General features: G+C 72.1%; 16 protein-coding genes. 8 read left to right on the top strand and 8 right to left on the bottom strand.

Annotated elements, in window-relative coordinates:
* Positions 1-3 precede the first annotated feature (3 nt).
* The 4 genes from argG to ABC304_RS01120 all read left to right on the top strand — a co-directional run bounded on the left by argG (position 4) and on the right by ABC304_RS01120 (position 5,055).
* The gene (argG, locus tag ABC304_RS01135) at positions 4-1,446 is read left to right on the top strand and encodes an argininosuccinate synthase (protein ID WP_412928487.1); all 1,443 of its coding nucleotides are present in this window, start codon (positions 4-6) and stop codon (positions 1,444-1,446) included.
* 224 nt (positions 1,447-1,670) lie between these two features.
* A complete protein-coding gene (locus ABC304_RS01130) occupies positions 1,671-2,321 on the top strand; it encodes a TetR/AcrR family transcriptional regulator (protein ID WP_412928486.1) in 651 nt (216 codons plus the stop codon).
* Positions 2,321-3,121, top strand: coding sequence for a hypothetical protein (locus ABC304_RS01125; RefSeq protein ID WP_412928485.1), 801 nt, complete (start codon positions 2,321-2,323; stop codon positions 3,119-3,121). The genes ABC304_RS01130 and ABC304_RS01125 overlap by 1 nt, the downstream gene beginning before the upstream one ends.
* Positions 3,118-5,055 carry a YhgE/Pip family protein gene (locus ABC304_RS01120; protein ID WP_412928484.1) on the top strand — a complete coding sequence of 646 codons (1,938 nt, stop codon included), beginning with the start codon at positions 3,118-3,120 and terminating at the stop codon, positions 5,053-5,055. Before ABC304_RS01125 ends, ABC304_RS01120 begins: the two co-directional genes overlap by 4 nt.
* A 66-nt stretch (positions 5,056-5,121) precedes the next feature.
* On the opposite strand, the gene ABC304_RS01115 is transcribed toward ABC304_RS01120, so the two are convergent.
* From ABC304_RS01115 to ABC304_RS01080, 8 genes are all read right to left on the bottom strand, one after another.
* On the bottom strand, positions 5,122-5,871 hold the full coding sequence (locus tag ABC304_RS01115) for an aggregation-promoting factor C-terminal-like domain-containing protein (RefSeq protein WP_412928483.1): 750 nt from the start codon (positions 5,869-5,871) through the stop codon (positions 5,122-5,124).
* Positions 5,872-6,161: 290 nt separating this feature from the next.
* On the bottom strand, positions 6,162-6,566 hold the full coding sequence (mnhG, locus tag ABC304_RS01110) for a monovalent cation/H(+) antiporter subunit G (protein WP_412928482.1): 405 nt from the start codon (positions 6,564-6,566) through the stop codon (positions 6,162-6,164).
* Positions 6,563-6,832, bottom strand: coding sequence for an MrpF/PhaF family protein (locus ABC304_RS01105; RefSeq protein ID WP_412928481.1), 270 nt, complete (start codon positions 6,830-6,832; stop codon positions 6,563-6,565). Before ABC304_RS01105 ends, mnhG begins: the two co-directional genes overlap by 4 nt.
* Positions 6,829-7,407, bottom strand: a complete 579-nt coding sequence (locus ABC304_RS01100; protein ID WP_412928480.1) for a Na+/H+ antiporter subunit E — start codon at positions 7,405-7,407, stop codon at positions 6,829-6,831. The genes ABC304_RS01105 and ABC304_RS01100 overlap by 4 nt, the downstream gene beginning before the upstream one ends.
* The gene (locus tag ABC304_RS01095) at positions 7,404-8,960 is read right to left on the bottom strand and encodes a Na+/H+ antiporter subunit D (RefSeq protein WP_412929031.1); all 1,557 of its coding nucleotides are present in this window, start codon (positions 8,958-8,960) and stop codon (positions 7,404-7,406) included. Before ABC304_RS01095 ends, ABC304_RS01100 begins: the two co-directional genes overlap by 4 nt.
* Before the next feature lie 2 nt (positions 8,961-8,962).
* Positions 8,963-9,508 carry a Na(+)/H(+) antiporter subunit C gene (locus tag ABC304_RS01090; protein WP_412928479.1) on the bottom strand — a complete coding sequence of 182 codons (546 nt, stop codon included), beginning with the start codon at positions 9,506-9,508 and terminating at the stop codon, positions 8,963-8,965.
* Positions 9,508-12,429 carry a Na+/H+ antiporter subunit A gene (locus tag ABC304_RS01085; RefSeq protein WP_412928478.1) on the bottom strand — a complete coding sequence of 974 codons (2,922 nt, stop codon included), beginning with the start codon at positions 12,427-12,429 and terminating at the stop codon, positions 9,508-9,510. The genes ABC304_RS01090 and ABC304_RS01085 overlap by 1 nt, the downstream gene beginning before the upstream one ends.
* 132 nt (positions 12,430-12,561) lie before the next feature.
* Positions 12,562-13,620 (bottom strand): LacI family DNA-binding transcriptional regulator, encoded by a 1,059-nt coding sequence (locus ABC304_RS01080; RefSeq protein ID WP_412928477.1) that lies wholly within the window; start codon positions 13,618-13,620, stop codon positions 12,562-12,564.
* A 58-nt stretch (positions 13,621-13,678) separates the two neighbouring features.
* Here ABC304_RS01080 and ABC304_RS01075 point away from each other — a divergent pair, with 58 nt between their 5' ends.
* From ABC304_RS01075 to ABC304_RS01060, 4 genes are read left to right on the top strand one after another with little or no spacing between them, the layout of a single operon-like run.
* Entirely contained in the window at positions 13,679-14,908 is a 1,230-nt protein-coding gene (locus ABC304_RS01075) for an MFS transporter (RefSeq protein ID WP_412928476.1), read from the top strand.
* A gap of 58 nt (positions 14,909-14,966) precedes the next feature.
* The gene (gene nucS, locus ABC304_RS01070; protein ID WP_412928475.1) at positions 14,967-15,662 is read left to right on the top strand and encodes an endonuclease NucS; all 696 of its coding nucleotides are present in this window, start codon (positions 14,967-14,969) and stop codon (positions 15,660-15,662) included.
* Between the two features lie 21 nt (positions 15,663-15,683).
* Complete coding sequence (locus ABC304_RS01065) at positions 15,684-16,367, top strand: HAD hydrolase-like protein (protein ID WP_412928474.1); 684 nt, start codon at positions 15,684-15,686, stop codon at positions 16,365-16,367.
* A complete protein-coding gene (locus ABC304_RS01060) occupies positions 16,360-17,622 on the top strand; it encodes a hypothetical protein (RefSeq protein WP_412928473.1) in 1,263 nt (420 codons plus the stop codon). The genes ABC304_RS01065 and ABC304_RS01060 overlap by 8 nt, the downstream gene beginning before the upstream one ends.
* Positions 17,623-17,666 lie beyond the last annotated feature (44 nt).

Below are 17,666 nucleotides of genomic sequence, written 5' to 3'. Positions count from 1 at the left end.
AGCATGTCCAAGGTCCTGCAGTCCCTGCCCGTCGGCGAGCGCGTCGGCATCGCCTTCTCGGGGGGCCTCGACACCTCCGTGGCCGTCGCCTGGATGCGCGACAGGGGCGCCGTGCCCTGCACCTACACCGGCGACCTGGGCCAGCCCGACGAGGACGACATCGCCGCGATCCCGAACCGCGCGCTGGAGTACGGCGCCGAGGTCGCGCGCATCGTCGACGCCAAGCGCGCGCTGGTCGAGGAGGGCTTCGGGGCGCTCGCCTGCGGCGCGTTCCACATCCGCTCGGGCGGACGCACCTACTTCAACACCACGCCGCTGGGCCGCGCCGTCACCGGCACGCTGCTCGTGCGCGCGATGAAGGAGGACGGCGTCGACATCTGGGGCGACGGCTCCACCTACAAGGGCAACGACATCGAGCGGTTCTACCGCTACGGCCTGCTCGCCAACCCCGCGCTGCGCATCTACAAGCCGTGGCTCGACGCCGACTTCGTCACCGAGCTCGGCGGCCGCAAGGAGATGAGCGAGTGGCTCGTCGCGCACGGGTTCCCGTACCGCGACTCCGCCGAGAAGGCGTACTCCACCGACGCCAACATCTGGGGCGCCACCCACGAGGCGAAGACCCTCGAGCACCTCGACGTCTCGCTCGAGACCGTCGAGCCGATCATGGGCGTGCGGTTCTGGGATCCCGCGGTCGAGATCGCGACCGAGGACGTCACCGTCACCTTCGACGGCGGCCGTCCGGTCGCGCTCAACGGCGTCGAGTACCCCGACCCGGTCGCGCTCGTCTTCGAGGCGAACCGCATCGGCGGCCGCCACGGCCTCGGCATGAGCGACCAGATCGAGAACCGCATCATCGAAGCGAAGTCGCGCGGCATCTACGAGGCGCCGGGCATGGCGCTGCTGTTCATCGCCTACGAGCGCCTGGTCAACGGCATCCTCAACGAGGACACCCTCGCGACCTACCACGAGCAGGGCCGCCGCCTCGGCCGCCTCATGTACGAGGGCCGCTGGCTCGAGCCGCAGTCGCTCATGCTGCGCGAGTCGATCCAGAAGTGGGTCGGATCGACGATCACGGGCACGGTCACGCTGCGCCTGCGCCGCGGCGAGGACTACACGATCCTCGACACCGTCGCCCCGCACATGTCGTACGGCCCCGAGAAGCTCTCGATGGAGCGCGTCGGCGACGCCGCCTTCGGACCGGTCGACCGCATCGGCCAGCTCACGATGCGCAACCTCGACATCGCCGACTCGCGCTCGCGCCTGGAGCAGTACGCCGGACTCGGCCTCATCGGCGGCGCCACGGGCGAGCTCGTCGGCGAGCTGCAGCAGGGCGGCGCGGACGACATCATCGAGCACGCGTCTGGCTACTCGTCCGAGCGCGAACGTCTGGCCGACGCCGTCGACGAGGCCTCCGAGGGTTCGGCCTTCGACTCCGGCACCGACTGATCCGCAGCGGCCCGGGGCTCGGGTCGCCGTAGCCGGACGGGCCGGGCTCACCGGTTGTCGCGAGAATCAGGGATGTCATGAGAATCAGGGGATGCTGCGGCATCCGGCCTGCTTCTGGTGACATCCCTGATTTCAGGCACCTCCGAGCGTGGTGGCATCTCGAAGCAGTTGTCTGCCCGCTCTAAAGTGCACACGCCTGTGCACTTTAGAGTACACTCGACGGCGTGACTACGACTTCATCCGAGCGACGGCCGCGGCGCGACGCCGTGCAGAACCGCGCCGGCATCCTCGCCGCCGCCACCGAGACGATCGCCGGCGACCCGCGGGCCTCCGTCGACGCGATCGCGCGCACGGCCGGCCTCTCGCGGCGCGCGCTGTACGGCCACTTCGCCGATCGCGACGCGCTGGTGCGCGACCTGATCGCCGCCGGAGCCCAGCGCTTCAACGCGATCGCCGTCCGCGTGCAGGACAGCGATGCCCGGGTCGCCCTGGCCCGGCTCGCCGCGCAGCTGTGGGCCGAGGCCGCGCACGTGCAGGTGATCGCCGCCATCGCGTTGGACGACGCCCATGTGCAGGAGACGGCCGACGCCCTCGCCCCTCTGCGTCGCGCGGTCATCGAGGTCGTGCGGCGCGGGCAGGACGACGGCACGCTCCGCACCGACGTCGCGGCGCCCACGCTCGCCCGGCTCGTCGAGGAGGCGGCGCGCACCGTGATCATGCGCGTGGATGCTTCGTCTCCCGAAGCGCAGTCGCTCGCGGTCCGCTCGACCCTGTCGATCGCCGGACTGTCCTGGCGGGAGAGCGTCGAGCTCCTCGCCGCCCACCCCGACCTCCTCGCCGCTCCGGCGAGCGCACCGACCGAGGACGCCGACTGATGCGCGTCTCCCTCGACCGCGTCTCGAAGGGCCGCCGCGGCGACGCGCTCCCCGAGACGTCCCTCGCCTACTCCTCCGGCACGGTGACGCTCGCCGTCGCCGAGACCGAGCAGCGCCCGACCGTCCTGGGCCTCCTCGCCTCCGGCCGCATGCGGCCCGACAGCGGCACCGTGGCCCTCGACGGGAAGGCCGACAGCCGCGGCATCCGTCGTCGCGTCGCCCTCGTCGACGCGCCCACCGTCAGCGAGCCGGCACCCAATGTCTCGGTGGCCGGGCTCGTCGGCGAGGAGCTCATGTTCGCCGGCCGCCGCGCCGACCCCTTCGCCGCACGCGCGTGGCTCGCCGACCAGGGTCTGCGCGACCTCGCCTCCACTCCCCTCGCAGACGTCTCACCCGAGGACAGACTCCGGATGCTGTGCGAGCTCGCCCTCCTCCGCCCGGGTGTCGACGGCCTCGTCGTCGTCGCCCCCGACCGCCACGGCGGCGCACCGCTGGCGTGGTGGCGTCTGCTGCACGACTACGCCGATCGCGGCGCCGCGGTGCTCGTGATCGCGGGCCGCGCGTCGGAGTGGGCCATCGACCACCAGACCGCGATCGACGACATCGCCGCCAGCGAGGCCTTCGTGGCCGAGGCGCTCGGCGAGGTGTCGGAGCGACAGGCCGCCTTCGCGCAGAGCGGCGGCGCGACCCTCATGGGCGCCGAACCGTCACCCGCAGACGCAGACGCACCCGCCGACGCAGACGCAGACGCAGACGCAGACGCAGCACCCGACACCACCGACGAGGAGAACCGCTCATGAAGGTTCCCGCGATGATCGCGGCGGAGTTCCGCCGCCTGACCGCCACGCGCATGTCGGTGATCGCCCTGATCGCGCTCCTCGCCGTGCCGATCGTCTACGGCGGCCTCTACCTCTGGGCCAACCAGGACCCGTACGGACGCCTCTCCCAGGTGCCCGTCGCCCTCGTGGTCGAAGACACCGGGGCGACGCTCAACGGCGCCGACCGCAACCTCGGCGACGAGGTGGCCGACCAGCTCACCACCAGCGGCTCCTTCGACTGGCACGTCGTGGATGCTGCGGCCGCGGCATCCGGGCTCGATGACGGCGTCTACGACTTCTCCGTCGAGATCCCCGCCGACTTCACCACCGCGATCGCCTCGATCTCGACCGACGACCCGCGCCCGGCCACCCTCCACCTGCGCACCAACGACGCCAACAACTACCTCGCCACCACGATCGGCACCCAGACCGTCGAGCGCATCCGCTCGACGGTGACGGAGAAGGTCGTCGCCGAGGCGGGTCTCACGCTGCTCGACGCGCTCAACACCATCCGGGTGCAGCTGACCGACGCCACGACCGGCGCCGGACAGCTCGTCGACGGGCTCGCCTCCGCCCGCGTCGGGTCGTCGCAGCTCGTCGCCGGCTCGTCGCAGCTCGCCGACGGCACGGCGCAGCTCCGCGACGGCGCCACGACCCTCGCCGACGGGGCCGCCCAGGTCTCGAGCGGCGCGGCGCAGGTCGCCGACGGTGCCGCGCAGGTCGCCGACGGGAGCGCGCAGGTCGCCGACGGCACCGCGCGCATCGACGACATCGCCCAGCGCGTGGGCTCCGCCGCCACCGAGGTCACCTCGCTCGTGCCGCAGGTGCGCGCCGACATCGCGCAGCGCCTGGCCGACCGCGGAGTGGACCCCGCCGTGATCGACGAGATCCTCGCGCGGCTCGACCCCATCGGCGAGCGCGTGACGGCGGTCGACGACCGCGTGCAAGCCGCCGTGGGTCAGGTCGATCAGCTGAACGACGGCGCGCAGCAGGTGGCGAACGGAGCCCGGCAGGTGGCGGGCGGCAGCGCGCAGGTCTCCTCCGGCAGCGCGCAGCTCGCCTCCGGCAGCGCCTCCCTGCGCGACGGCGCGGCCTCGGCGGCCGACGGCGCGGCGGCCCTCCGCGACGGCATCTCCGGGCTCGACGGCGGACTCGGGCAGCTCGCAGACGGCGCGACGACGCTGCGCGACGGCCTGCAGAGCGGCGTCGACCAGCTCCCCGACACCGACGCCGCGACCCGCCAGCAGCAGGCCTCGACGCTGGCCGCGCCCGTGTCGGTCGACGCGGCGACGCTCGCGCCGGCGCAGAACTACGGCGCAGGGCTCGCGCCCTTCTTCGCGGCGCTGGCCGGCTGGATCGGCATCTACGCGCTGTTCCTCATCGTGAAGCCGGTGTCGCGCCGCGCCGTCACGGCGCTGCACTCCGCGCTGCGCGTGACCCTCGCGGGCTGGGCGACGCCCGCCCTCTTCGGCGGGCTGCAGATGCTCGGACTGTTCGGCGTGCTCGCCCTCGCGCTCGGCTTCTCGTTCGCGAACCCGCTCGCGACCCTGGGCATCCTGGTGCTGGCGTCGTTCACATATGCGGCGATCATCCTGGCGCTGAACGTCTGGCTGGGTTCGGTGGGTCAGTTCCTCGGACTCGTGCTCATGGTGCTGCAGCTGGTGACCGCCGGCGGGACGTTCCCCTGGCAGACCCTGCCCGCGCCGCTGGCGGCACTCCACCACGTACTGCCGATGGGCTTCGTCGTCGACGCCATGCGGCAGGTCATGTACGGAGGCGACCTCAGCCGGGTGAGCGGCGATCTCGCCGTGCTCCTGACATGGATGCTGGGGGCACTGGTGTTCACCGTGGTCGGGGTGTCGCGCATGACGCGACGACGCACCCTCCGCGATCTGCAGCCCAGCCTGATCGGCTGATCCGCAGGTCGGGCGCACACGGAAGGGCCGCGGCATCCCTCGGGATGACCGCGGCCCTTCTCGCGCTCAGTACCAGTTGACGGACTGCGAATGGCCCCACGCGGCGCACGGCGTGCCGTACACCGCGGAGATGTAGCCGAGACCCCACGCGATCTGGGTCGCGGCGCTGGTCTGCCAGTCGGAGCCGGCGGACGCCATCTTGTCGCCGGGGAGTGCCTGCGGGATGCCGGTGGCCCCGCCGTCGGCGTTGTAGGCCTGGTAGTTCCAGTTCGACTCCTTGGTCCACAGGGAGTCGAGGCACGAGAACTGATCGGCGCCCCAGCCGTACTGCGACGCGGCCATCGACGCACCGGTGGCGCGGGCGCCGTCGGGCGAGTTGGCGATCGCGGCGGCCTGCGCGGCCGCTTCGGCAGCCGCCTGCGCCTCCGCGGCGGCCTGTGCCTCGGCCGCGAGCTGCGCGTTGACGGCGGCGACCTGGCTGACGACCTCCGACGACGACTCGCGCACCAGGCGCGTGAGCGCGGTGACCGACGATTCGGGCAGGGACGACGGATCGCTCAGGTTGGCCAGCTGCGTGTCGAGCAGGGAGGTGTCGACCTTGCCCTCCGCCGACTGCTTCACCGCCCGGGCCGTCGTCGTGTAGAACGCGGCGTCCTGGTCGACGGGGCGCTGCGGCGAAGCCACGACCGCGGCCTGCGGGGCGCTGACCGCGGCGACGGCCGAGACGGCGGGGACGGCGACACCGACGATGACGGCGAGGGCGACGGCGGTGGGGATGGCGAATCTCTTCGCGCGCGCGGAAGTGCGTAGGCGCACGGGGCTCCAATGATCGGGCTTCCCTGAGGCTGCTCCGAGGAAGGAGTGCGCGCGGAGGCGCGGCCGTCAGGCTGGCAGCCCCGCACCACGGCCGCCAGGGAGGCGACCACTCCTCGGGAGAGAGCGGGCAGGGCGTCCCCCGCATCGGGATGCTGCGGCGGACCCGTTCACGTTAGGTGCCGTTTCTGGGCGTGTCCTCCACGAGTCCTTGCGATTGCATGCATATGGACGTCGCGCGACGATCGCGCAGATCGGCCGACCGCTGTCGGCCGATCGGCCCGGGAGGCGGGTCAGCCGCCGGCGGCGGGGGGCGTCTCGCGCGACTCGGCGAGCTCGTCGACGACGAGGTCGCGCTCCGCCACGGTGCCGTTGCGGTAGGCCTGCCGCCCGACCATGTGCGCCGACAGCGGCGCCGTGGCGAGCTGGATCAGCACCACCGGCACGAGGAACGCGACGACCGGCCACGACCGCAGCGACAGCGCGATCGCGAGGCAGATGAGGATGAGTCCGAGCACCTGCGGCTTGGTCGCCGCGTGCAGGCGGGTCGGCACGTCACGGAAGCGCAGGAGCCCGATCGCCGCCGTGAGGCAGAGGAGGGCACCGGCGAGGATGAGCAGCAGCGACACCAGATCCAGCCCGGCGTCGAGCACACCGGGGGCCGCGGCATCCGCTGTCACGAAGGAAAAGGCGTTCATCGCTTGGCGTCGTCCTTCCTCGCCACGAACCGGGCGATCGAGATCGAGCCGAAGACGCCCACGGCGGCGATGACGAGCATCACCGGAAGAGATCGCGTGTGGTGGTTGATCGCCATCTCGGCCCCGAGCAGGCAGAGCACCTCGGTGAGCAGCACGTCGGAGGCGACAGCGCGATCGAGGATCGACGGACCGCGGACGATGCGCCACAGCGTCAGCAGCGCCGCCACCGCGAAGACGACGTAGACGATCACGAGCAGGATGTTCACGACGCTCCCCCCGACGGACGGTGCAGCTGCGGATCCTTCTCGAGCTGCCCGACCTGCGCCTTCGACCCGACCGCGAGCACGATGCGGCTCTCCCAGCGGCGCACGCTGCGGCGCTGCTCCTCGACGGCCTCCCGGTCCTTCACGCCGATGACGTGCAGATACAGGATGCGGCGGTCGCGGTCGCTCTCGACGATCAGCGAGCCGGGGATCAGCGACGCCGTCACGGCGACGTGGGCCATGATCAGGTCGTCGTCGGTCTGCAGCGGCACGGCGATGATGGCCGTGCCGGGGTAGGACCTCGGGTTCAGCACCTGCCATGCGACCGTCAGCGAACCGCGCACGAGCGCCCACAGGAACGACAGCACGAAGACGAGGCCGTACCAGAGGTTCACGCGCCCGGAGAGCTCCACGGGCGGCAGCCGGAACACACGCGTCACGAAGACCGCCACGACGAGTCCCGTCACGAGGGCGACGATCGTGAACTGGCCCCAGAGCAGCATCCACAGGGCGACGAGCCAGAGGAGGAAGGGGAGCTGGCGCCACAGCAGGCGGGCGCCGGAGACCTGCGGCGTCACTGGCCGGCCTCCTTCTCGAGCTGCACGAGCGAGACGGGCTCGAGCAGGGAGGCGCCGATGCGCTCGCACACGGCGTAGAGCGGGCCGGCGAAGAAGGTGAGCGCGACCGTCACGACGACCATCCCCGAGGTGGCGGCCGTCATGATGCGCGGGATGACGCGGCGCTCGGTCTGCACGGCGGCGCCGTCCGACCCGTCGAGGTAGGAGATGCGCGACTCGGTCTCGGCCGAGTCGTCCTCCTCGCGCCAGAACGACAGGTTCCACGCGCGCATGAGGGCGTAGAGCGTGAGCAGCGACGTGACGATGCCGCCGACGATGAGGACGATCATCAGGGGGGTGCCGACCTCGGCCGCCGCGTCGAACAGGGCGAACTTGCCGATGAACCCGGAGAAGGGCGGGAGGCCGCCGAGGTTGATGGCCGGGATGAAGTACAGCACCGCGATGACGGGTGCCGCGCGCATCAGCCCCTTCACCTTCAGGATCGACGTCGACCCGGCGCGGCGCTCGATGAGGCCCACGGCGAGGAACAGGGTCGTTTGCACCACGATGTGGTGGACCATGTAGTAGATCGTCGCCCCGATCGCCGCCGGGGTCGCCACCGCCAGCCCGAACACCATGTAGCCGATGTGGCTGACCAGCGTGAAGGAGAGGATGCGCTTCAGCTCCGCCTGCGCGAGCGCGCCCAGCACCCCGACGACCATCGTTGCCAGGGCGACGATCAGCAGCAGCGTGTTGACGTCGTTGTCGCGGAAGATTTCGGTCTCGGTGCGGATCATCGCGTAGACGCCGACCTTGGTCAGGAGTCCGGCGAAGACCGCCGTCACCGGAGCCGGCGCTGTCGGGTACGAGTCGGGCAGCCAGAACGATAGCGGGAAGACCGCCGCCTTGATGCTGAAGGCCAGCAGCAGCATGAGGTGCAGCACGAGCTGCGTCTGCTGCGGCAGCTCGGTCATGCGCTCCGACAGCTGCACCATGTTCACGGTGCCGAGCGCGCCGTAGATCATCGCGATCGCCGCGAGGAACAGGATCGACGACACCAGCGAGACGACGATGTAGACGACGCCGGTGCGGATGCGGGACTCGGTGCTGCCGAGCGTGATGAGCACGTACGAGGCGACGAGCAGGATCTCGAACCCGACGTAGAGGTTGAACAGGTCGCCCGCGATGAAGGCGTTGAAGATACCCGCCGACAGGATCAGATACGACGGGTGGAAGATCGACACGGGGGTGTCGTCGTCGCCGTCGGCCGCGCCCTGACCGACCGAGAACAGCAGGACCGCGAGCAGCACGACGCTGGAGACCACGACCAGCAGCGCCGCCAGACGGTCGACGTACAGCACGATGCCGAACGGGATCGGCCAGCCGCCGACCGACACCGCGATGGGCTGGCCGCCCGCATCGACGGCGTACAGCAGCACCGACGCGACGATGAGCACGAGCGTCAGCGTGATCGTGGAGACGAACACCTGCGTGCGGCGGTGGCGTCCGGCGATGAGCGCGATCGCCGCGCCGACCAGGGGAAGGGTGACCAGCAGCGGGACGAGGGCGCTCATGCTCATCGCGCGCCTCCCTCGGGGCGGTCGGCCTGCCGGGCGGCCGGGCTGTCGGTGGGCGCGTCGTCGCGGAGTCCAGAGAACTCGCGGCTGCCGATGATGGTGATGGGGGAGGTCTCCATGCCCACGAAGTCGGTCGTGGCGTCGTCGGACTCGGTCTCGGACTCGTCGTCCATGTCGTCTTCGTCCTCGACGCCGCGGCGGCGCACCGCGATGTCCTCGGCGTCGTCCTCGACGGTGTCGGCCTGTCCGAGCTGCCATGAGCGGTAGATCAGCGCCAGCAGGAACGCGGAGACGGCGAAGGTGATGACGATGGCGGTCAGCGTGAGGGCCTGCGGGAGCGGATCGGACAGCTGCTCCGGGTCGCCGTCGCCGTAGAACGCGGCGAGCCCGGGCCTGCCCATGACGATCAGCAGCAGCAGGTTCGCGGCGTTGCCGAGCAGGAGGAAGCCGATGAGCACGCGGGTGAGGCTGCGCTCGAGCATCGCGTAGACGCCGCAGGCGAAGAGGACGCCCATCACGACGATAAGGACGAGCGAGGCATCCATCAGGCACTCACCCCCGGGCGGAGTCCGGCCGCCGTCTGGGCCTGCGCCTGGCGGTCGACCTCGGCGCCGAGGCTGCGCAGCACGTCGAGCACGAGGCCGATCACCACGAGGTACACGCCGACGTCGAAGATCGTGGAGGTCACGAACTCGATGTGGCCGATGACGGGCAGGTCGGCTTCGAAGAAGGTGCTGGTGAGGGGCGCGGCGCCGAAGAGCAGCGGCACGACGGCGCAGGCGACGGCGAGGCTCACGCCGATGCCGAGGAGGCGGCCCGCGTCGGCGGGCGCGGCGGCGCCGAGCTCGTAGCGGCCGCCGGCGACGTAGCGCATGACCAGCGCCATGCCCGCGACCAGACCGCCGGCGAAGCCGCCGCCGGGGAGGTTGTGGCCGGCGAAGAGCAGATAGAGCGACACGACGATGATCGAGTGGAACAGCACCCGCACGATCACCTCGAGCAGGATGGAGCGGTTCTCGGGCTTCACGCGCTGTCCGCCGACGAGCCACGCCTGGCGCTGGCTGCCGTCGGTGCGGGGCTTCACGCCCTCGGCGGTCTCGACGAGCGGACGCCGGGTGCGCGTACGCGGCAGCGGGGCGGTGAAGTCCGACAGGGTGTCGGCGCGGTGCGTGACGAAGACGAGGGATGCCACGCCCGTCGCGGCGAGGATGAGCACCGACAGCTCGCCCATCGTGTCCCACCCGCGGAGGTCGACGAGGGCGACGTTCACGACGTTGCGGCCGTGGCCGAGTTCGTAGGCGAGTTCGGGGAAGCGCTCGGAGATGGGCGTCGCGACCCGTGACGACGTCGCGATGATCGCGATCGCGGCCATGGTGACCCCGACCGCGGCGGCGATGACGGCGCGGAGGACGGGCAGCACGGAGGCGTTGTGCTCGCCGAGGCGCGCGGGGATGCGCCGCAGCACCAGCGCGAAGGCCACCAGCGTGACCGTCTCGACGAGCACCTGCGTGACGGCGAGGTCGGGCGCGCCGCTCGTCGCGAAGAGCGTCACCATGCCGAGGCCGGTCACCGAGACCAGCACGACCCCGGTGTAGCGCTTGCGCGCCCGCACGGCGATGACCCCCGCGATGATCATGAGCGGCGCGGCCACGAGCTGCATCGGCGTCTGGAAGAGCGTGAGCCGGGCCTCGCAGCCGCCGCCCGCGATGAGGGCCGTGGCTTCGGCGGCGACGAACACGACGAAGATCGTGCCGACGTAGACCGCGAGCGATCCGCGCTGCGTGAGGCTCGTGGTGAGCACGGACAGGCGCGCGATGCCGCGGAGCACGAGGTTGTAGACCTCGTTCGCGGTGAAGGGCAGCACCCGTGCGCGCGCGGTCCAGCCGCGGGTGAGGAGGAAGACGACGAGACCCAGTCCGACGGTGCCGAGCGAGATGAAGAGCGCCGGCTCGAGGCCGTGCCAGAGGGCGAGGTAGTACGGGTGGTCCGGCGCGGGCACACCCGGCGTCGAGGTCGGCGCGGTGTCGGCATAGGGGGTGAGCGCGTCGTCGATGGCGGGCGCGGCGATGCCCGCGACGATCGACAGCCCCGACAGCAGCACCGGCGCGGCGAGGAAGCCGATGGGCGGGTCGGGCCACTCCGTGCGGGCGATGCCGCTGTCCTTCTTCGTCCAGAACGCGCCCCAGAGGAACCGCGCGCCGTAGGCCATGGTCAGCACCGAGCCCAGGACGATGCCGAGGAGCGCCACCAGACCCCACGCCGAGCCGCCGGCCGCCTCCTCGAGGAGCGCGGTGAGCGCGCCCTCCTTGGCGACGAAGCCGATCGTCGGGATGATCCCGGCCATGCTCGCCACGGCGATGAAGGAGAAGACCGCCATCACCGGCGCCTGCCGGCCGAGTCCGTTCAGCTCGTTGATGTCGCGCGTGGACAGCTGCCGGTCGATGACGCCGACTACCAGGAACAGCGCCGACTTGAACAGGGCGTGACCGATCAGCAGGGCGAGACCGGCGAGCGCCGCGTCGCGGGTGCCGTAGCCGATCACGACGGTCAGCATGCCGAGCTGGCTCACGGTGCCGAACGCGAGGATGCGCTTGAGGTCGGCCTCGCGGAGCGCCTGCAGCCCGCCCAGGATCATGGTGAACACACCGAGCGAGATGACGATCGGTCGCCACGGCGCCGCGAGGGCGAAGATCGGGGCGAGGCGGGCGATGAGGTAGATGCCGGCCTTCACCATGGCCGCGGCATGGAGGTACGCGCTCACCGGTGTGGGCGCGGCCATCGCACCGGGCAGCCAGAAGTGGAAGGGGAAGATGGCCGACTTGCTCAGCGCTCCGACGAGCAGGAGGATCAGCGCCGCATCGACGATCGGCCCGCTCGGCGCCTGCGCGAGGATCGTCGACAGGCTGCTCGTGCCGGCCTCGACCACGAGGAGCACGACGCCGATGAGCATGACGAGCCCGCCGAGGGTGGTCACGAGCAGCGCCTGGAGCGCGGCGCGGCGGCTCGCCGCCCGTCGGTTGTAGAACCCGATCAGCAGGTACGACAGGATGCTCGTGATCTCCCAGAACATCACGAGCACGACCAGGTCGTCGGTGAGCACGAGTCCGTACATCGCGCCGGCGAACGCGAGCAGCACCGCGGAGAACTGCCCGACTCCGTCGCTCTTGCCGCGGAAGTACCAGCGGCAGTAGATCATCACGAGCGCGCCGACCCCGGTCACGATCAGTGCCATCACCCAGGCGAGGGTGTCCATGCGCATCGAGAGCTGGATGCCCAGCGCCGGGATCCAGTCGTATGCCTCGAACGGCACATCACCCGACTGCACCTGCGGCGCGAGCCAGACGGTGTGCGCGAAGGCGATGACCGGCAGCGCCGCGGCGACGTAGAACGCCCGGGCGCCGATGCGGGACACCAGCCACGGCAGCAGGATCGGGATGACCGCGAACGCGCCGAGGAGTGCCAGCATCCGCGGCCTCCTCAAGGTCGTCGGCAGCGGAGGGGAAGCGCTGCACGGGCGATCGGGGTCTGACGTCCATTCTACGGGCGGGCGACCTGCGGATCCGCCGGGTGGATCCGGCTCACCGGCGCCGGAACGGAATCAGACGGGTGCCGGACCGGTGGTGTTGCCCTCGCGGAACCGGCAGGTGAAGTGGATGGATGCCGCCACCCGGCCCTCGAGCATGGCCGCGACCGCTTCACCGGCCGCGCGGCCCTTGTCGGTGGCCGGCTGCACGAGCGTCGTCAGCTCGTAGGGCGCGAGTCCGTCGACGACGACGCCGTCGAAGCCCGTGACGCTGAGGTCCTCCGGCACCCGCAGCGCCGCCTCCTCTGCGGCGCGGATGATCCCGGCCGCGAGCACGTCGCTCTGCGCGAGCACGGCGGTGGGGCGGTCAGCCATGGCGAGCATCTCCCGGCCGGCGCGGAGTCCCTCGTCGATCGAGCTGCCCGCCGACGCGTACGCGGGGGCGCCGGGGAACACGTCGCGCGCCCCGGCCAGGCGGTCGCGGGTGACGTCCACCGTGATGCGCTCCGCGTCCGCGGCGTCGAGCCATCCGCGCCGGCGCTCGACCGTGGTCGGCAGGGTGAGGATGGCGACCCGCGTGTGTCCGAGGCCCTTCACGTGACTGGCCGCCTGACGCTGGGCCTCGCGGCTGTCGAGCCGGATCTGCGGCACGTCGTCGCCGGCGTCCCCCTCCAGCACCACGACCGGGAGCCCTCTCGCGAGGACCGCCGCGAGCGACTCCCGCAGCGAGCCGCTGCAGCCCATCAGCACGGCCGCGTCGACGGGCGCCGTCGTGAGGGTGGGCGCGGAGCCGGCGGATGCCCCGCCCAGCCCGTCGCGGAGGAGCAGCAGTCCCGCCCCCAGCGGGGCGACGGCCTCGGCGAGGCCGTCCATCGTGAGCCGCGTCACCGGATCGAGGAAGGCCGCGCCGAGATGCTCCTCGAGCACGACGCCGACGATGCCCGAGCGACCGCGGCGCAGCGATGCGGCGCGAGGGTCGGGGCCGCTGTAGCCGAGCGCCTCGGCGGCCTCACGCACCCGCAGACTCGTCGCCTCGGAGACGGGCGTCTTGCCGCTGAAGACCACCGAGGCGGTCGAGGGCGAGACGCCAGCCGCGCGCGCGACGTCGGCGATGGTGGCTCTGCGAGTGCTCACCTCAGGATGGTAGCCCGCCGGGTTTCCGCCCGTCGAATCGATTCGGTAGCCTGATGCGATGACCTCCGTCCTCACCCGGCCCCAGCTCGTCGCCTGGCGGACCGCGATCTTCGCGATCTTCTTCGCCACCGGCCTCGGCTTCGCGTCCTGGGCGGCACGCCTTCCGGCCGTCAAGGTCGACCTCGGCATCAACGACTTCGAGGTCGGCGTGCTGCTGTTCGTCTCCGGTGCGACGTCGCTCGTCGGCCTGTCCTTGGCCAACATCATCGTCGTGCGCTGGGGTGCCCGTCGGGGCATGTTCTTCACCATCCTGACGTTCGCGGCGGGCGTCATCGTGGCGGGGCTCGGCGTGCAGGTGGCCCAGTCCTACCCGGTCGCCGCGGTGGGGCTGGCGCTGATGGGGCTCGGCATGAGCTCGACCGACGTCATGATGAACGTCGAAGCGGCCGCCGTCGAGCAGGCCTTCGGCCGCACGCTGATGCCGCTCTTCCACGCCTTCTTCAGCCTCGGCACGGTCGCCGGTGCCGGCGTCGGCATCGCGATGGCCGCCGGCGGCGTCGGCGTCGGCGTGCACCTGGGCGCCGTGGGTGTGGCCGTGATCGTCACCGGCCTGCTCGCCCTGCGCGCCGTTCCCGTCCACGACGCGGCGCCGACCGACGAGGCCGCCGCGCCCACTCGGGGCGAGCGCCTGCGGCAGTCGCTCGTCGTCTGGCGCGATCCGCGCACCTACGCGATCGGCATCATCATGCTCGGCATGGCCTTCGCCGAGGGCAGTGCCAACGACTGGCTGACGATCGCGATGGTCGACGGGCACGCTGAGACCGAGGCCGTCGGAGCGGTCGCGCTCACGGTGTTCTCGGTGGCGATGACCGTCTTCCGCATCCTCGGCGGCCCGCTGGTGGACCGCATCGGCCGCGTCTGGACCCTCCGCGCACTCGCGATCGCGGCCGCCGTCGGCCTCGTGCTGTTCATCCTGGCCCCGTCGCTTCCGGTCGCCTTCATCGGTGTCGCGCTGTGGGGCGCGGGGGCCTCGCTCGGCTTCCCTCTCGGCATGTCCGCCGCCGCCGACGACCCGACGAAGGCCGCCGCCTCGGTCTCGGCCGCCGCCACGATCGGCTACCTGGCGTTCCTCTGCGGGCCGCCGCTGCTCGGCTGGATCAGTCACTCGATCGGCATCCTGCCCACCCTGTGGATCATCGTCGGCCTCATCGTGATGTCGGGCCTGGCGTCGGGTGCGGCCAAGCCGATCGCCGGATCGAAGGTCGGCGCGGGGCACGCCGCGCACTGAGCGACCGCGACCCCCTCCCGCCGCGATGCCGCCCGTCCGCCGCGGGTAGGCTCGTCGGGTGCGTCTTGTCATCGCCCGCTGCTCCGTGGATTACGCCGGTCGCCTGAATGCGCACCTCCCCCTGGCCACGCGCCTCCTCGTCCACAAGGGCGACGGCAGTCTTCTCGTGCACTCGGACGGCGGCTCGTACAAGCCGCTCAACTGGATGAGCCCGCCGTGCACGCTCACCGTCGAGACGCCCGACGACGACAACGTCGCCGCCGGCGTGCAGGAGGTCTGGCGCGTGACCCACGCGAAGACCGGCGACTCGCTCCTCGTGCGCATCTACGAGCTGCTGCACGACTCCTCGCACGAGCTGGGCATCGATCCCGGCCTGCAGAAGGACGGCGTGGAGGCCGACCTTCAGCGCCTCCTCGCCGAGCAGGTCGACACCATCGGCGAGGGCCTCACGCTCGTCCGCCGCGAGTTCCCGACCGCCATCGGACCCGTCGATCTGCTCCTGCGCGACCCCGCGGGCGGCACGATCGCGGTCGAGGTGAAGCGGCGCGGCGACATCGACGGCGTCGAGCAGCTCACGCGCTACCTCGAGCTGCTGGGCCGCGACCCGCATCTCGCCCCGGTCACCGGCGTCTTCGCAGCACAGGAGATCAAACCCCAGGCCCGTGTGCTGGCGGCGGACCGCGGCATCCGCTGCGTCACCCTGGACTACGACGAGATGAAGGGCGTCGCCTCGGGCGCCCCCCGGCTGTTCTGAGCGGACGGGTAGCGTAGGGGCATGGCGTCGCACTCCCCCTGGTCCTGCATGCTCTGGGACGTCGACGGCACGATGGTGGATGCCTCCGACGGCATCCTCCGCCGGCTCGGCATCACGATGGAGCGCCTCGGCCATCCGCCGGTGGCGCGCGCCGAGCTCGTCCACTGGATCGGGCCGCCCATGTACGAGACGTTCCAGAAGCAGCTCGGCATGACGCCGGAGCAGGCGACCGAGGCCGTCGCCGTCTACCGGGAGGTGGGCCGCGACGACGGCTACACCACCGGCGCGCGCCTCTATCCGGGCATCGCCGACCTGGTCGCCGACCTGTACGCGGCGGGCGTGCCGCAGGCCACGGCCAGCAGCAAGCCCGAGATCCAGGTGCAGGCGCTGATGGAGCACTTCGAGCTCGCCCCGCATCTGGCCGTCATCGTCGGCGCGTCGATCGACGAGAGGCGCCTGAGCGAGAAGGCGGACATCGTCGCGGAGGCGCTGCGGCGCCTGGAGGCGCAGGGCATCGACGTCAGCCGCCCCGTGCTGATCGGCGACCGGCACCATGACGTCGAGGGCGGCGCCGCGCACGGCGTGCCCGTGATCTTCGTGCGCTGGGGTTTCAGCTGGCCCCACGAGGCGGACGGCGCGCAGGCGGCCGTCGATTCGATCGACGAGCTCCGCCGGCTCCTGCTCATCCCGGACGAGGATGCCTGACGCGCCGGCCGACGCGCTCGGCTGGATCGTTCCGGCCGTCATCGTCTTCGCCGTCGCCGCACTGCTGATCGCCGTGCTCGTCGTGGTGCTGCGCCGGGCGCGCCGCAGTCCGCGGGCGCGGGCCGCCGCCGAGGGCGAGCGGGCGGGAGCAGGCGCCGCCCTGGTCGCTCTCGACGACGCGATCGAGGAGGCCGACCTCGAGGTCGGGCTGTCGGGCGCCCTCTACGGAGGCGATGCCCCGCAGTCCCTCCGCCGCGCGCGCATGACCGCCCAGCACGTGCGCGACAAGGCCTTCGAGGACTACCGAGCCGTCTCGGCCGAGCCTGCACCCCATCCCGACCAGATCGCGCGCACGTCGCGGCGCATCCGGTCGCGCGTCGATGAGGCGCGGGCGGTGCTCGACCGCGCCGCGGCGGAGCACGCCGAGTGGGTGCGCGGCAACGTGTCGGCGGCCGATCGGGTGGCCGCGGCATCCGTCCGTCTCGACGACCTGCGCGGCAGCACCGGCGATCTCCGCGCGCTCGTGGACGAGCTGCGGTCGCGCTTCGACGAGTCCGAGTGGACGGATGCCGCGGCATCCGCCCGCGCAGCGCTCGCCCATGCCGACGACGCGGCGTCGCACCTCGAGCGCGCGCGACGCAAGGCCGGCGACCCCACGGTCACCGCCCTGCCCGACCTGACCGAGGCCGAGCGCGCGCTGCGGCAGGCGCAGTCCGAGGCGCGGGCCGTGGAGGAGCGCCACCGGCTCGTGACTCAGGCCGCCCTCGCCGTCACCGGCGAACTCGACGTGCTGCGGACGGCGCTGCGCCAGGCCGAGGCGCTGCGCACGTCGCTCGAACCCGACGCCGCCGACCGGCTCGCCGCCGAGGTGCGGGAGGTGGATGCCGCGGCCACCGCCCTCGAGCCCGCAGCCGCCCGCCGGCCCACGGCGACGATCGACGGCATCGTCCGCGCCCGCGACCGCCTCGACATGGCGCTGGGCGACGCGCGCACGGCGCAGCAGCGCCTCCGCGGCGCCCGCACGGCGCTCCCCGGCACGCTCGCGGCCGCGCGCAACGCCGTGGCACGCGCAGAGGGCGCCGTCTCCCACGCGCGCGCCGGCGCCGACGCCCGGATGCGCCTGGGCACCGCGCAGGCCGAGCTCGCCGCCGCCCGGCAGGCGCAGGACCCGGTCGAGGCTCTCGACGCCGCCCGGCGGGCGCTGCGCGCCGCGGAGTTCGCCCACGATCTCGCCGCCTACGACCGCCGCGGCTGACGGGACCTGACTCCCGTGTCGCCGGAGATGCCCAGCGCTATCGT

Origin of the sequence: Microbacterium jepli, from assembly GCF_047237905.1 — a bacterium.
Classification (GTDB): domain Bacteria; phylum Actinomycetota; class Actinomycetes; order Actinomycetales; family Microbacteriaceae; genus Microbacterium.
Note: the sequence above shows the minus strand (reverse complement) of the source record. Positions and strands in the feature narration are given on the sequence as shown.